At 69.8% G+C, this 14,668-nt stretch carries 10 protein-coding genes; 7 read left to right on the top strand and 3 right to left on the bottom strand.

From position 1 onward, the window contains the following. The first annotated feature begins 22 nt into the window (after positions 1-22). A complete protein-coding gene (locus AMK10_RS15420) occupies positions 23-343 on the top strand; it encodes an ArsR/SmtB family transcription factor (RefSeq protein WP_073748346.1) in 321 nt (106 codons plus the stop codon). Here the strand turns inward: AMK10_RS15420 and AMK10_RS15425 are convergent. Continuing rightward, a complete protein-coding gene (locus tag AMK10_RS15425) occupies positions 304-726 on the bottom strand; it encodes an ArsR/SmtB family transcription factor (protein ID WP_073748347.1) in 423 nt (140 codons plus the stop codon). The two genes, AMK10_RS15420 and AMK10_RS15425, sit on opposite strands and share 40 nt — an antisense overlap. 74 nt (positions 727-800) lie before the next feature. Here AMK10_RS15425 and AMK10_RS37690 point away from each other — a divergent pair, with 74 nt between their 5' ends. From AMK10_RS37690 to AMK10_RS15435, 3 genes are read left to right on the top strand one after another with little or no spacing between them, the layout of a single operon-like run. Beyond that, positions 801-971 (top strand): hypothetical protein, encoded by a 171-nt coding sequence (locus AMK10_RS37690; RefSeq protein ID WP_198959709.1) that lies wholly within the window; start codon positions 801-803, stop codon positions 969-971. A 28-nt stretch (positions 972-999) separates the two neighbouring features. Next, the gene (locus AMK10_RS15430) at positions 1,000-2,397 is read left to right on the top strand and encodes an NAD(P)-binding domain-containing protein (protein WP_073748348.1); all 1,398 of its coding nucleotides are present in this window, start codon (positions 1,000-1,002) and stop codon (positions 2,395-2,397) included. Beyond that, a complete protein-coding gene (locus AMK10_RS15435; RefSeq protein ID WP_073748349.1) occupies positions 2,394-3,608 on the top strand; it encodes an MFS transporter in 1,215 nt (404 codons plus the stop codon). Before AMK10_RS15430 ends, AMK10_RS15435 begins: the two co-directional genes overlap by 4 nt. A gap of 536 nt (positions 3,609-4,144) precedes the next feature. On the opposite strand, the gene AMK10_RS15445 is transcribed toward AMK10_RS15435, so the two are convergent. Next, complete coding sequence (locus AMK10_RS15445; protein WP_073748351.1) at positions 4,145-5,674, bottom strand: helix-turn-helix domain-containing protein; 1,530 nt, start codon at positions 5,672-5,674, stop codon at positions 4,145-4,147. A 152-nt stretch (positions 5,675-5,826) separates the two neighbouring features. Continuing rightward, positions 5,827-6,024: a DUF4236 domain-containing protein gene (locus AMK10_RS15450; protein WP_073748352.1), complete on the bottom strand. Its 198-nt coding sequence runs from the start codon at positions 6,022-6,024 to the stop codon at positions 5,827-5,829. A gap of 354 nt (positions 6,025-6,378) precedes the next feature. Between AMK10_RS15450 and AMK10_RS15455 the strand changes: the two genes are divergently transcribed. The 3 genes from AMK10_RS15455 to acnA all read left to right on the top strand — a co-directional run bounded on the left by AMK10_RS15455 (position 6,379) and on the right by acnA (position 14,637). After that, on the top strand, positions 6,379-7,350 hold the full coding sequence (locus AMK10_RS15455) for a helix-turn-helix domain-containing protein (RefSeq protein ID WP_073748353.1): 972 nt from the start codon (positions 6,379-6,381) through the stop codon (positions 7,348-7,350). A gap of 241 nt (positions 7,351-7,591) precedes the next feature. After that, entirely contained in the window at positions 7,592-11,461 is a 3,870-nt protein-coding gene (locus AMK10_RS15460; protein ID WP_107428432.1) for a S8 family serine peptidase, read from the top strand. A gap of 455 nt (positions 11,462-11,916) precedes the next feature. After that, positions 11,917-14,637, top strand: coding sequence for an aconitate hydratase AcnA (acnA, locus tag AMK10_RS15465; protein WP_073748355.1), 2,721 nt, complete (start codon positions 11,917-11,919; stop codon positions 14,635-14,637). Positions 14,638-14,668: the final 31 nt, after the last annotated feature.

Here is a 14,668-nt window from a genome sequence, read left to right on the forward strand (position 1 = left end):
AAATGATGGCCAGGGGGGATCAATGGCTGCAAGTGGTGCGCCACGGGTCGATCAAGCCACCGCTGACTTCCTCAAGGCGCTCGCGAGCGAAACCCGGCAACGCGTCCTGATGCAGTTCACGGGCGGACAAGAGCTGGCTGTGGGAGAGATCGCGGAGCGATGCGGACTGAAGCCCTCGACGGCCTCCGAACATCTCAGCCTGCTACGACGGGGCGGCCTGGTGCTCTCCCGCAAGGAGGGCAAGCAAGTCTTCTACCGCGCGGACGGAGCCGGAGCGGCATGCCGCCTGGATGATCTCAAGGACTACCTGCTGCGCTGCTGCCCGCCCGACCGCACCGGCTGACGAGCAGCGCGCACCGGTTGGGCGCTCAGATCGAGCATGCCGGACATGCCGGCCACGACGGATGGCGCGACCTGGTAGTAGACCCACGTCCCACGCTTCTGCGACGTCAGCAGACCGGCCTCCCTCAGCTTCTTCAGGTGATGGGAGACGGTCGGCTGCGAGACGCCGACGTCTGCGATGTCGCAGACGCACGCCTCGCCGGCCGGGTGCGAGGCGATTCGTGAGAAGAGCCGCAGCCGCACGGGGTCCGACAGCGCCTTGAACATGGCGGCCATCTTCTCCGCGTCGGCCTGCGACAGCTCGCCCGCCGCTATCGGCGGGCAGCACGGCACCACGCTTTCCTCCTGGAGGACCGGGAGTCCCACAACCTCTGAATTCGACATACGTCTATGTTGACACTCGTCGAAGCAAGTGGCAAGCTTTTCGTATCGACAAACATCGAATCAAAGGAGCCGTCGTGGCGACCTCAATCAGGACCGCGCTCAGCGCGGCCCGAGCCCGCCGCATCGCCCGCCACCTCCGCGGCGTCAACTTCTGCGACAGCTGCGCCCAGGTCAGCGACAGTGCCGCCCAGGCGACGGAAAGCAGGCGGGATGCCCGGCTGACCGCTTTCGCCTTCGCGCGCTGACCCTTCGCCCCCCGAGGAGACGAGCACCATGAGCACCCCGCAGCTTCCCGTCATCGTCATCGGAGCCGGTCCCACCGGACTGGCTGCCGCCGCCAACCTCGTCGAGCGCGGCATCGAGCCCCTCGTCCTGGAAACAGGCAATACCGCCGGCTCGGCTGTCCGAGGGTGGAGCCATGTGCGCCTGTTCTCGACCTGGAGCGAGCTCACCGACCCGGCCGCCGAAAAGCTCCTCGCGCCGACCGGCTGGACCAAGCCCGAAGCGGGCACTTATCCATCCGGCGGCGACTGGGCAGAGCAGTACCTGCAGCCCCTCGCCGACATTCTCGGCGACCGCGTCCGGTACAACGCCACGGTCACCGGCGTATCCCGCAGCGGCCGTGACCGCATCGTCGACGCAGAACGTGAAACCCAGCCCTTCGTCGTCCACTTCACCACCCCCACCGGCGAGGAGCGCGTCTTCGCCCGCGCCGTCATCGACGCCTCCGGCACCTGGTCCACCCCGAGCCCCGCAGGCGCCTCCGGCCTGCCCGCCCTGGGCGAAATCGCAGCGGCCCACCGCATCACCTACCGCGTGCCCGACCTCAAGGATCCGGCCGTCCGAGCCCGCTACGCCGGCAAGCGAACCGCGGTCATCGGCTCCGGCGCCTCCGCCTTCACCGCCCTCGCCGGCCTCGCCGACGTCGCGAAGGACGAGCCAGGGACCCACGCGGTCTGGATCCTGCGACGCGGCATCAGCGGATCCACCTTCGGAGGCGGCAGCGCCGACCAGCTCCCCGCGCGCGGTGCCCTCGGCCTGGCCGCAAAGGCCGCTGTCGACGAAGGCCACGCCGACGCGGTCACGGGCTTCCGTACCGAGGCCGTCGAGCGCGACGGCACCGGTCGCCTCATCCTGGTCGGCGAGGACGGTCGCAAGCTCGACCCGGTGGACGAGGTCGTCGTACTGACCGGGCTGCGTCCTGATCTGTCGTTCCTCTCCGAGATCCGCCTCGGCCTCGACGAACGCCTCCAGGCTCCGACGGAGCTGGCACCGCTGATCGACCCCAATCAGCACTCCTGTGGCACCGTCTACCCGCACGGCCACCGCGAGCTCTCCCACCCTGAACCCGATGTCTACCTGGTCGGCATGAAGTCCTACGGGCGCGCCCCGACGTTCCTGGCCATGACCGGCTACGAGCAGGTCCGCTCCGTCGCTGCCGCCATCGCAGGCGACACCGAAGCGGCCGACCGCGTCGAACTCACCCTCCCCGAGACCGGGGTCTGCGGCGGCGCCGGTCTGTTCGACGATCCCGCCGCAGCCCTGAGCGAGGGCGCGGGGTGCTGTGCCGCACCGGCACCCGCCCTGGTGCAGCTCGGCGTGGGCGCCCCCGTCACTACAGTTGCCGCGGCCACCGAGGAAGCACCGGCCGGCGGCTGCTGCGGCTCGTGACCGAGCTGAGTACTCCCGCCAGCGGGGCCCCGACCGGAGCAGGACACCGGTCGCGGCCCCGCGCCGCTTTGCCGGCGCTGTGCGTCACACAGATCACCAGCTGGGGCATCGTCTACTACGCCTTCCCCGTCCTGAATCCACAGATCACGGCCGCAACCGGCTGGCCGATCGGGGCGACGACAGGGGCGTTCTCAGCGGCCCTGCTCGTCTCCGCTCTCGCCGGAATCCGGGTGGGCCGGATGATCGACCACCGTGGGCCCCGAACAGTCATGACAGCCGGATCAGTACTCGGCGCCTTGAGCATTCTCATCGTGGCCCTCGCACCCAACCTGGTTGTCTTCACCATCGGCTGGCTACTTGCCGGCCTTGCAATGGCAGCCACCTTCTATCAACCCGCTTTCGCCGCCTTGACCCGGTGGTGGGCACCCGACCACGTTCGCGCACTGACCGTCGTCACGCTTGCGGGCGGCCTCGCTTCCACCGTCTTCGCCCCCGCGACCGCAGTTCTCGCCGACCACATGTCCTGGCGCGCGACGTACGCCGCCCTTGCCCTCGTCCTCGCCGCCGTGACCATCCCCGCGCACGCATTCGCGCTGAAGGCACCGTGGTCAGAGCCCTCTGCACCCCCTGCCCACGGCACCGGCGGAGCTGACACCGTGGCCCACAGTCGGCCGTTCTGGATGTTGGCCCTCTCCCTGACTCTTTCGGCGTTCACCGTCTCCGCCGCTGTGGTCGCACTCGTCCCGCTCCTGATCGAACGCGGCTTCACCACCACCGAAGCAGCCTGGGCCCTGGGGCTGGGCGGCGCTGGCCAGACACTGGGCCGCACCCTTTACGCCACGCTCGCCCGCCACACATCACCCACCACTCGAACAGCCGCGCTCATCGCGCTCGCAGGCTTCACCACCGCAGCACTCGCATTGACGCCAGGCCCCTACGCCTTGCTGGTAGCCCTCTCCATCACAGCCGGAATGGTCCGTGGCAACCTCACCTTGCTGCAGGCCACCGCCATCACGGACAGGTGGGGGGCGACCCACTACGGCCGCCTTTCCGGACTCCTCGCAGCTCCCACGACCACCGCCTCAGCACTCGCCCCCTTCGTCGGCGCCGCTCTCGCCCTACCTCTCGGCGGATACCCCAACCTCTTCCTGGTGCTGGCCTTGGCCTCCGCAGTCGCGTGCCTCACCGCACTGAGATCAGCCTCCGCATGACCCACTGGGGACAGCGATGCCCCGCGCGCGTACTGCTCATGGGGGCGAGTTGGCGTCGAGCTCCCGATGTATCGGCTCACGGCGGGCACTGGCCCGCCACCTCGGCCGCCGCGAGCACATGGACGACACCGTCCAATCCATCGCCGGCCTGCTGTCCCAGCAACAGACCGCAGACCGGATCCTGGCTTGGCGGACGTGAGCGCCGACGGCCCCGGCCCTTCGACGTCCCACCGCTAACCGTGCATGAGCTCGATAGGCAGATGGCGGGCCCCTCGTCGATCAGAGGTGGTCGTTTTGACGCGACCGGCATCGGACGGCGCGAGGGCGCTACGGCGACAACTCTGCGCAAAGAGTGATGGCCTATCAGGTGATTCTGACGCACCGTCATGCAATCAAGATCACCTTGCATGTGCGTTGCACAAGGTGCTGAAAAGCAGCAGTGATCAGTGAAGGGCCGTGAAGGTGAGTATTCGCAGGTCGGATGGCACGTTGCGGTGTCGTGCCCCCTGGGCCCAAGGGGCACGACACCCCGCCCGTCAGATGTCCCGGAAGATCTCGATCTGCGCCCCCACCGAGTTCAGCCGCTCCGCCAGCTCCTCGTACCCCCGGTTGATCACGTACACGTTGCGCAGCACCGACGTCCCCTCCGCCGCCATCATCGCCAGCAGCACCACCACCGCCGGCCGCAGTGCGGGCGGGCACATCATCTCGGCGGCGCGCCAGCGGGTCGGGCCCTCGACCAGGACGCGGTGGGGATCCAGGAGCTGGAGCCTGCCGCCGAGGCGGTTGAGGTCGGTGAGGTAGATCGCGCGGTTGTCGTAGACCCAGTCGTGGATCAACGTCTGGCCGTGCGCGGAGGCCGCGATCGCCGCGAAGAACGGCACGTTGTCGATGTTCAGGCCCGGGAAGGGCATCGGGTGGATCTTGTCGATGGGCGCCTCCAGTTTGGAGGGCCGGACCGTCAGGTCCACCAGCCTGGTGCGGCCGTTGTCGGCGGCGTACTCCGCGGTGCGGTCGCAGTCGACGCCCATCTCCTCCAGGACCGCGAGCTCGATCTCCAGGAACTCGATCGGGACGCGGCGGATCGTCAGCTCGGACTCCGTCACCACGGCGGCGGCCAGCAGGCTCATCGCCTCGACCGGGTCCTCGGAGGGGGAGTAGTCGACGTCCACGTCGATCTCCGGCACGCCGTGCACCGTCAGGGTCGTCGTGCCGACGCCGTCGACGCGTACGCCGAGCGCCTCCAGGAAGAAGCACAGGTCCTGGACCATGTAGTTGGAGGACGCGTTGCGGATGACCGTCTCGCCGTCGTGGCGTGCCGCGGCCAGCAGGGCGTTCTCGGTCACCGTGTCGCCGCGCTCGGTCAGGACGATGGGGCGGCCCGGGCGGACCTCGTGGTCGACCTGGGCGTGGTAGAGCCCGTCGGTCGCCGCGATCTCCAGGCCGAAGCGGCGCAGCGCGATCATGTGCGGCTCGATCGTGCGGGTGCCGAGGTCGCAGCCGCCGGCGTACGGCAGGGTGAAGCGGTCAGTGCGGTGCAGCAGCGGGCCGAGGAACATGATGATGGAGCGGGTGCGGCGCGCGGCGTCCGCGTCGATGGCCTCCAGGTCGAGCTGGGCGGGCGGCAGGATCTCGAGGTCGACGCCGTCGTTGATCCAGCGCGTGCGTACGCCGATGGAGTTGAGGACCTCCAGGAGCCGGAAGACCTCCTCGATGCGGGCCACCCGGCGCAGCACGGTGCGGCCCTTGTTGAGCAGGGAGCCGCAGAGCAGCGCGACGCAGGCGTTCTTGCTCGTCTTCACGTCGATGGAGCCGGAGAGCCGGCGACCGCCGACGACCCGCAGGTGCATGGGCCCGGCGTAGCCGAGTGACACGATCTCGCTCTCGAGGGCCTCGCCGATGCGGGCGATCATCTCAAGGCTGATGTTCTGGTTGCCGCGCTCGATGCGATTGACGGCGCTCTGGCTCGTGGCGAGCGCCTCGGCGAGCTGGGTCTGCGTCCAGCCGCGGTGCTGGCGTGCGTCACGGATGAGCTTGCCGATGCGTGCGAGGTAGTCGTCTTCCATACCCGCACGCTATCTCAGATATGAGATGACGATCGTGCCGGGGGTGTGGGGTTCGGGTGACGGTCGGGTGCCGGGCCGTGGGCGGGCGCCTACTGGAAGGGTCGGGCGTGCCCGACGGCCCGGCGTGCGGTGCTCGTCCGAACGGGTGACGGTCAGCCGCGACGGCGACGCGTCGTCCTGCGCCAGCCGAACGGGCCCGGCAGGTCCATGGACGTGGTGCGCCTGCCGGTGCTGCTGTGGGTGCGCTTGGGGCCGTGGCGTCCGCCCGTGGTGACGGACCATGAGCGGCGGTTGATGTTCAGCCGGACGCCCGGGAGGATCTGGAAGCTCTTGCGGAAGGTGAGCGGCATCTGTGCCTCCTCTGTCAGGGGTACGCCTGTCCCGAAGTCGCCCACTCATGCGTGGAACGCCCCGGGCGTCGTGTCAGGAGGCGGTGCGGCGACGGACCGCGTGGGCGATGTTCCGCCGCCGTGTTCGTCGCGCCGGTACCGGACCCGGCCGCACGCCCCGCGACGCGCCCCCTCTCCCGTACGGACCTCACCGCGGGCCCGCTCGGACGTCCCGGTGATCCGTGCGGGCCTTGAGCCGGTGCGGGCCGATGTGCCGTGTGGCCAGGACGAACGCTCCTTGATCCACTCTTGCCTGATCGCCCGTTACGTTTCAGGATTCCCTGTGACGGGGGTGGGGCGGGGAGAGGAGATCCTGTGCTGGAAGCCCTTGGGTTGACCGAGGACGAAGACCTGGCCTATCGGGACCTGGTGCGTGAAGGGCCGTGCGGGCCGGAGCGGTTGGCCGTGCGCACCGGGCTGCCGCCGCGGCGGATCGAGGCGGCCCTCGACGGGCTGATGGCCCGGGGCCTGACGATACGCGAGCCGGGTGCCGGGGGGCCGCTGGCGGCCCAGCCGCCGGACAGCGCGGGCGAGTTGCTGCTGGCGCACCGGATGCAGGAGCTGCTGGAGGCGCGAGCCGCGATGATGCGCCTGGCCCAGGAGTACCACGTGGACAACCGCAGAGCGGCCGGCCCGGTGGCGATCGAGCATGTCCCGAAGGAGGCGCTCGCCGCCCGCGTCGAGCAGATCGTGCGCCGGGCCCGCTCCGAGGTCCTGTACTTCGACACCCCGCCGTACTTCTCCGTGGACAACAGCGTCCAGGTGCAGAAGATGTCCGAGGGCGTCGTCTACCGCACGCTCTACTGCCGTGACGCGGTCGAGTACCCGGGCGCCATGGAGCGCATAGACCAGTGTGTCCGCGCCGGTGAACAGGCCCGGGTGACGGCGCGGCTGCCGATGAAGATGATGATCGTCGACCGCGAGGTGGCGGTGCTGCCCGCGCTGAGCGAGTCGGGCACCCGGCCGGGCGCCACCGGCATCATCAGCCCGAGCCCGCTGCTCACCGGGCTGCTCGAACTCTTCGAGCGGGTCTGGGACGACAGCGTCCCGCTCACCCCCGGCGAGGGCGAGGCGCCCGATGCGCTGGATCCGGAGGACACCCGGCTCCTCACCCTGCTGCTCAGCGGCCTCACCGACGAGGCAGTCGCCCGGCATCTGGGGATAGCCCGCCGCACCGTGCTGCGCCGGGCCCGGGGGCTGATGGACCGGGCGGGCGTGGCCACCCGAATGCAACTGGGCTGGTACGCGGCCCGGCGCGGCTGGATCGGCGCGGCGGAGCCGAGCTGACCGCTCCCTCCCCGCACAGGGCCGACCCGCGACCCGCCGCGCCGTCCGGGTGATCCCCGCAGCGGGCTGGCTCTTTCGTGCCGTTGTCGCAAGTGCGCCGCCGTCTCCCCTTCTTTGCTCCCCCGTCCCACGGATAGCTTTCGGCTCGCCCCCCTCGGTGATCAGACGGGACGTCCCACCCCGGTCGTTCCGTGCTGCTCGCTGATCTCTGGTGTGACGATCCGTTCAGCTAGGAGAGAAGATGCCGAATCCGGCAAGCGGAAGATCCCGAAGACGACTGCTCGGCACCTCTGTGGCCGTCGTGCTCGGGACGATGCTCGCGGGCCTGCCGGCCGCGGGCGCCGTCCAGGCGGCGACCGGCACGCCGACAGGCGGCGCGTCCCTGCCCGCCGGCGCCACCGGGCAGCAGGAGCCCCGGTCCGTGACGCTCATCACCGGCGACAAGGTGACGCTCACTCCGGGACCGGACGGCAAGCGCGCTGTCACGGTGACCCCCGCCCCGGGCGCCGCCAAGACCTTCCGCACCCTCACCACTCCCGACGGCGATCTGTACGTCTACCCGTCGGACTCCGTGGCCGGTATTGCCGACCAGACGCTCGACCGGAACCTGTTCAACGTCACCCGGCTGCTGGCCGACGGCCAGGCGGACGGCTCCGCCGACGGGGTTCCGGTCATCGTCGAGTACGCCGACAAGGCCTCGCGCGCCACCCTCACCCGCCGCGCGAAGGAGCTGCCGTCCGGCAAGCCGGGCGCGGTCCTCGACCGGCTCGACATGGCGGCGGTCCGGGTCGAGAAGAAGGGCGCCGCGAGTTTCTGGCGCACTGTCACGCCCGCACTGGCCACGAAGAAGTCCGCCGCGCGCTCCTCGTCCGAAAGCGCCACCGGCCCGGTCGCGAAGATCTGGTACGACGCGAAGGCAAAGGTCTCCCTCGATGTGAGCGTGCCGCAGATCGGGGCACCCGCGGCCTGGGCGGCGGGACTCGACGGCAAGGGCATCAAGGTCGCCATCCTGGACACCGGCGTCGACACCACGCACCCCGACGTCCAGAACAGGATCACCGCGACCAAGAGCTTCATGAGCGGAGTCGACTCCGTCACCGACGGCCACGGTCACGGCACCCATGTCGCGTCGACCGTCGCGGGCACCGGTGCGGCGTCCGACGGCCGTCTCAAGGGTGTCGCCCCCGGGGCGGATCTGCTGATCGGCAAGGTCCTCGACGACGGGGGCAGCGGCCCCACCTCCGGGATCATCGCCGGGATGGAGTGGGCCGTCGACCAGGGCGCCGACATCGTCAGCATGAGTCTGGGCTCACCGGCCTCCGCCGGCGGGGACCCGACCGAGGAGGCCGTCGACCGGCTCAGCGCCTCCAGCGACACCCTCTTCGTGATCGCCGCGGGCAACAGCGGCCCCGGCAAGTCGACCATCGGCTCCCCGGGCACCGCCGACTCCGCCCTCACCGTGGGAGCGGTCGACAAGTCGGACCGGATCGCGGAGTTCTCCAGCCGCGGCCCCCGGGTCGGCGACCACGGCCTCAAGCCCGATCTGACCGCCCCCGGTGTCGGCATCGTCGCCGCGCGTGCCAAGGGCACCGCCATGGGCACGGTCGTCGACGAGTACTACACCTCGGCCAACGGCACCTCGATGGCCACACCGCACGTGGCGGGCGCGGCTGCGCTGCTCAAGGAGCGCTATCCGGACTGGACCGGCGAGCAGCTCAAGGCCGCGCTCGTCTCCCACACCGAGCAGGCCGACACCACCGTCTACGACCAGGGCAGTGGCCGCACCGCGGTGGACGCCGGCCTGGACGCGACCGTGGACATCGAGGGCAACGTCGACTTCGGCTTCCTCGACTTCGAAGCCAAGGCCCCGGAACCGCGCACGCTGACCCTGTACAACCGCTCCGACAAGGCCGTGACGGTCTCCCTGGCCGCGCAGGCCAGGAGCGTCGGGTCCGAGGAGGCGCTGGCCGGGGGCGCGCTGACGTTCGCCGAGCCCGAGGTCACCGTCGCCGCGCACGGCACCGCCCAGGTGAAGGCCGTCCTCGACCCGGCCAAGGCCGTACCGGGTGTCTACTCCGGCACGGTGACCGCCACGGCCGACGGCGCCGCCGTGGCGCACACGGCCGTGGGCTTCACCCGTGACAGCGAGCGGTTCGACCTGACCGTGAATCTGAAGGACCGGCACAGCGGGATCGCGGCCTCGGCCGACCTCATCGTCATGGGGCTCGACAACGACACCTTCGTGACGCGTACGGTCGAGGGGGTCACCAGCCAGACCCTCCGGGTGCCGAGCGGCCGCTACGCCGTCCTCGGCTCCGTCTCCACCGGCGCGAACGACTACCCCAGCGGCTACGAGTTCTACGGGACGCACGAGGCGACGGACCTCTTCAACCTCGACGACGTCACCGTGGCCGGAGCGGCCACCAGCGTGAGCGTGGACGCTTCCGAGGCCGTCGACGTCAAGGTGAGGATCAAGGACGAGAAGCGGCCCCTGGAGCGGTCCGCCCTCGACTACGAGGTCACCCGGATCAACGAGGAGCGCCTCGGCACGACCTACGGCGTGATGGCCTACCCCTCCTCCTCGGACGAGGTGTTCGGCGCGATCCCCGCCGCCGCACCCCGCACCGGCACCTCGGCCCTCTCGGTCTACGAGCGCAGCACCCAGCCCGTCCTGACGGCCGCCGTCAAGGGAGCCGGAGGTTTCCCGCTGACCGTGAAGACCCCGCCCGATCTGACCCGGTTCAGCGGCACGAAGAACCTCGCCGTGGTCGACGCGGGGTCGGCTTCCCCCGAGGACCTCGCCAAGGCGGACGTCAAGGGGAAGGCCGCTCTGGTCCGCCACGACGACCCCCGGCACATCTCGCTCCGGCTCACGGACCTGAAGAACGCGGGTGCCGCAGCCGTCGTCCTGCTGCCTGTACCCGGTGTTCCGTACAACGTGTACGCGGCGAATTCCTCGCTCCCGGTCTTCGCCACCGGCGCCTCCGACGGTGAAGTGCTCGCCAAGCGCGTCGCACTGGGCGCGACCACCATCGCCCTGCACGGCCTGGAGGACTCCTCGTACGCGTACTCGGGGCAGTGGACCTTCGAGAAGGGAATCCCGGCAGATCTCTCGTTCACCGCGAACAAGCGGGACTTCGCGACGCTGCGCCAGAGCGTGTACGGCGACGGCGGCCGGTCGAAGGCCTGGTACTCCCTGAGTTCCTGGAGCCCGCTGTTCCCCCTCTCGATCCGTCCGTGGCAGCAGGTGCGGCGCGGTGCGGAGCGTGACGAGTACGTGTACGCCGCCGACTCCGGCCAGCAGTTCCTGCAGACGATGTCGCCGGGCGAGGACCCTTCGCTGTACGAGCTGGAGACGCCGAAGACCTACCGGCCCGGTCAGGTCGTGAACGAAACCTGGTTCGCCGGGCCGCTGACGCCCGCCCCACTGGCGTCCCGCACCCCGTGCGTGTTCTGCCGCGTCGGCACCACCTTCATGCTGTACACGGCTCCGCACGACTCCGAGCCGGACCACGTGCTGTCGACCGCCGTCCTGAACATGACCTGGGAGGCGTACCGCGACGGCGAGCCCATGGACGTCAGCTTCGGAATAGCCGACGGCGTGCCGGAGGAGGCGGACTACCGGTTCGTGTCGAAGTTCGCCTACGACGGTACGGACGCGGGTGACGGCATCCGGCACAGCACCGGCATCACGACCGACTACCGCTTCACGTCACAGGCCGCGAAGGACCAGGCCGGCGACTGCGGTGTCACCGGCCTGGAGTACTGCGCCTACGACGGGGTGATCAACCCCGGGTACGACCTGCGGGTCGACCTCTTCAACCGGGCCAGGGCCAACCAGCCGTACTCCTTCACCCTCGACGCGGACCGCGCGGAGGGCTGGAAGGGCTCCACGGCGGCCTCCGGGGCCAAGGCGTCCGTCAGCTACGACGGCGGGACCACGTGGCAGCGGGCCGATGTGAAGCGGCTGGACCGGGACTCGTTCCGGGTCTCCTACCGTCACCCGAAGCTCGCGTCCACCGACGGCTACGTCGCGGTCAGGACCGAGCTCTGGGACGACCACGGCAGCCGTACCGTGCAGAGTATCGAGAAGGCCTACGCGCTGCGCTGAGCGCGGGGCTGATGAGGCGCACGGCACGAACACGGGCCGGGCACGGGTGGAGACACCCGGGCCCGGCCCCTGCGCGTCACCGGGCCGGCGGGAGTCGCGTGGCGCAGCCCCCGCGCCGAACCCGGAACGGGGTCGCGGCACACGCGTACCGGTTCCCCCACGCCGGCCGTGAAGGATCACTCGGCATCCGGTGGGAAACCTTGCGGTCAACGGCGTCGGCGACGACGCCCGATCCTCGCCGCAGGAGAATCGGGGGCGCCCGGACATGACCCTTCCCCGGCGATGTACTAGAGTTATCTCGACATCGAGATATCTGCCGAGGCGCACCGCAGCCGCCGCTCGGTAAGGGTTACCTAACTAATCCTTACCTTAGCGGATGGTGGGGGCCGCAGGCGGCGCCGGCCGCACATGAGGCGCGGCGCGGTTGAACGCGCACATTGAAGAAGGAGACTGTCGTGTCGGCGAACAGCTTCGACGCCCGCAGCACGCTGCGCGTGGGCGACGAGTCGTACGAGATCTTCAAGCTGGACAAGGTCGAGGGCTCCGCGCGCCTCCCTTACAGCCTGAAGGTGCTGCTGGAGAACCTGCTCCGTACCGAGGACGGCGCGAACATCACCGCCGATCACATCCGGGCGCTGGGCGGATGGGACTCGCAGGCCCAGCCCAGCCAGGAGATCCAGTTCACGCCGGCCCGCGTGATCATGCAGGACTTCACCGGTGTTCCGTGTGTCGTGGACCTCGCCACCATGCGTGAGGCCGTGAAGGAGCTCGGCGGCGACCCGGCGAAGATCAACCCGCTGGCCCCGGCCGAGCTGGTCATCGACCACTCCGTCATCGCCGACAAGTTCGGCACCAACGACGCGTTCGCGCAGAACGTCGAGCTGGAGTACGGCCGCAACAAGGAGCGCTACCAGTTCCTGCGCTGGGGCCAGACCGCCTTCGACGAGTTCAAGGTCGTCCCCCCGGGCACCGGCATCGTCCACCAGGTCAACATCGAGCACCTGGCCCGTACGGTCATGGTCCGCAACGGCCAGGCGTACCCCGACACCCTCGTCGGCACCGACTCGCACACCACCATGGTCAACGGCCTCGGCGTGCTGGGCTGGGGCGTCGGCGGCATCGAGGCCGAGGCCGCGATGCTCGGCCAGCCGGTCTCCATGCTCATCCCGCGCGTCGTCGGCTTCAAGCTGACGGGCGAGCTCCCGGCCGGCACCACCGCCACCGACCTCGTGCTGACCATCACCGAGATGCTCCGCAAGCACGGCGTCGTCGGCAAGTTCGTCGAGTTCTACGGTGAGGGCGTCGCCGCCACCTCCCTCGCGAACCGCGCCACCATCGGCAACATGTCGCCCGAGTTCGGTTCCACCGCCGCGATCTTCCCGATCGACGACGAGACGCTGAAGTACCTCCGTCTGACCGGCCGTGACGCCCAGCAGGTCGCGCTCGTCGAGGCATACGCCAAGGAGCAGGGCCTCTGGCTCGACCCGGCCGCCGAGCCCGACTTCTCCGAGAAGCTGGAGCTCGACCTCTCCACGGTCGTCCCCTCCATCGCCGGCCCGAAGCGCCCGCAGGACCGCATCGTCCTCGCGAACGCCAAGGCGCAGTTCGCCCAGGACGTGCGCAACTACGTCGCGGACGACGAGGAGGCGGGCAAGGAGTCCTTCCCGGCCTCCGACGCCCCGGCCGCCTCGAACGGCGTCCCGTCGAACCCGGTCACCGTCACCGCCCCCGACGGCACGACGTACGAGATCGACCACGGCGCCGTCACCGTCGCCGCGATCACCTCCTGCACCAACACCTCGAACCCCTACGTCATGGTCGCCGCCGCGCTCGTGGCGAAGAAGGCCGTCGAGAAGGGCCTGACCCGCAAGCCGTGGGTCAAGACCACCCTCGCGCCGGGCTCGAAGGTCGTCACCGACTACTTCGACAAGGCGGGCCTGACCCCGTACCTCGACAAGGTCGGCTTCAACCTCGTCGGCTACGGCTGCACCACCTGCATCGGCAACTCCGGCCCGCTGCCGGACGAGGTCTCCAAGGCCGTCAACGACCACGACCTGGCCGTCACCTCGGTGCTCTCCGGCAACCGCAACTTCGAGGGCCGGATCAACCCCGACGTCAAGATGAACTACCTGGCGTCCCCGCCGCTGGTCGTCGCGTACGCCATCGCCGGTTCGATGAAGGTCGACATCACCAAGGACGCCCTCGGCGTCGACCAGGACGGCAAGCCGGTCTTCCTCGAGGACATCTGGCCCTCCGAGGCCGAGGTCAACGACGTCGTGGCGAACGCCATCGGCGAGGACATGTTCAACAAGTCCTACCAGGACGTCTTCGCGGGCGACGCCCAGTGGCAGGCGCTGCCGATCCCGACCGGCAACACCTTCGAGTGGGACTCCGAGTCCACCTACGTGCGCAAGCCCCCGTACTTCGAGGGCATGACGATGGAGACGACCCCGGTCGAGGACATCGCGGGCGCCCGGGTGCTCGCCAAGCTGGGCGACTCGGTCACCACCGACCACATCTCCCCGGCCGGCGCCATCAAGGCCGACACCCCGGCCGGCAAGTACCTCACGGAGCACGGCATCGAGCGCCGTGACTTCAACTCCTACGGCTCGCGCCGTGGCAACCACGAGGTCATGATCCGCGGCACGTTCGCCAACATCCGCCTGCGCAACCAGATCGCGCCGGGCACCGAGGGCGGCTTCACCCGCGACTTCACCCGGTCCGATGAAGGCGCCCCGGTGTCGTTCATCTACGACGCCTCGCAGAACTACCAGGCCGCGGGCACCCCGCTCGTCATCCTGGCGGGCAAGGAGTACGGCTCCGGCTCGTCCCGTGACTGGGCGGCCAAGGGCACCGCGCTCCTGGGCGTCAAGGCCGTCATCGCCGAGTCCTACGAGCGCATCCACCGCTCGAACCTCATCGGCATGGGCGTCCTCCCGCTCCAGTTCCCGGAGGGCCACACCGCCGAGTCCCTCGGCCTCACCGGCGAGGAGACCTTCTCCTTCACCGGCGTGACCGAGCTGAACAACGGCACCACGCCGCGCACCGTCAAGGTCACCACCGACACCGGTGTGGAGTTCGACGGCGTCGTCCGCATCGACACCCCCGGTGAGGCGGACTACTACCGCAACGGCGGCATCCTGCAGTTCGTGCTCCGCAGCCTGATCCGCAAGTAGGTCCGGCAGTACGGAGAGGAGGGCCGCATCC

Origin of the sequence: Streptomyces sp. CB02058 (assembly GCF_001905505.1) — a bacterium.
Taxonomy (GTDB): Bacteria; Actinomycetota; Actinomycetes; order Streptomycetales; family Streptomycetaceae; genus Streptomyces.

Excerpts from the sequence above, each read along its gene's own strand:
- AMK10_RS15450 (WP_073748352.1), bottom strand. The coding sequence starts at position 6,024 with ATGCCGCTCACCTTCCGCAAGAGCTTCCAGATCCTCCCGGGCGTCCGG.
- AMK10_RS15445 (WP_073748351.1), bottom strand. The coding sequence starts at position 5,674 with ATGGAAGACGACTACCTCGCACGCATCGGCAAGCTCATCCGTGACGCA.
- AMK10_RS15460 (WP_107428432.1), top strand. The coding sequence starts at position 7,592 with ATGCCGAATCCGGCAAGCGGAAGATCCCGAAGACGACTGCTCGGCACC.
- AMK10_RS15430 (WP_073748348.1), top strand. The coding sequence starts at position 1,000 with ATGAGCACCCCGCAGCTTCCCGTCATCGTCATCGGAGCCGGTCCCACC.
- AMK10_RS15425 (WP_073748347.1), bottom strand. The coding sequence starts at position 726 with ATGTCGAATTCAGAGGTTGTGGGACTCCCGGTCCTCCAGGAGGAAAGC.
- AMK10_RS15420 (WP_073748346.1), top strand. The coding sequence starts at position 23 with ATGGCTGCAAGTGGTGCGCCACGGGTCGATCAAGCCACCGCTGACTTC.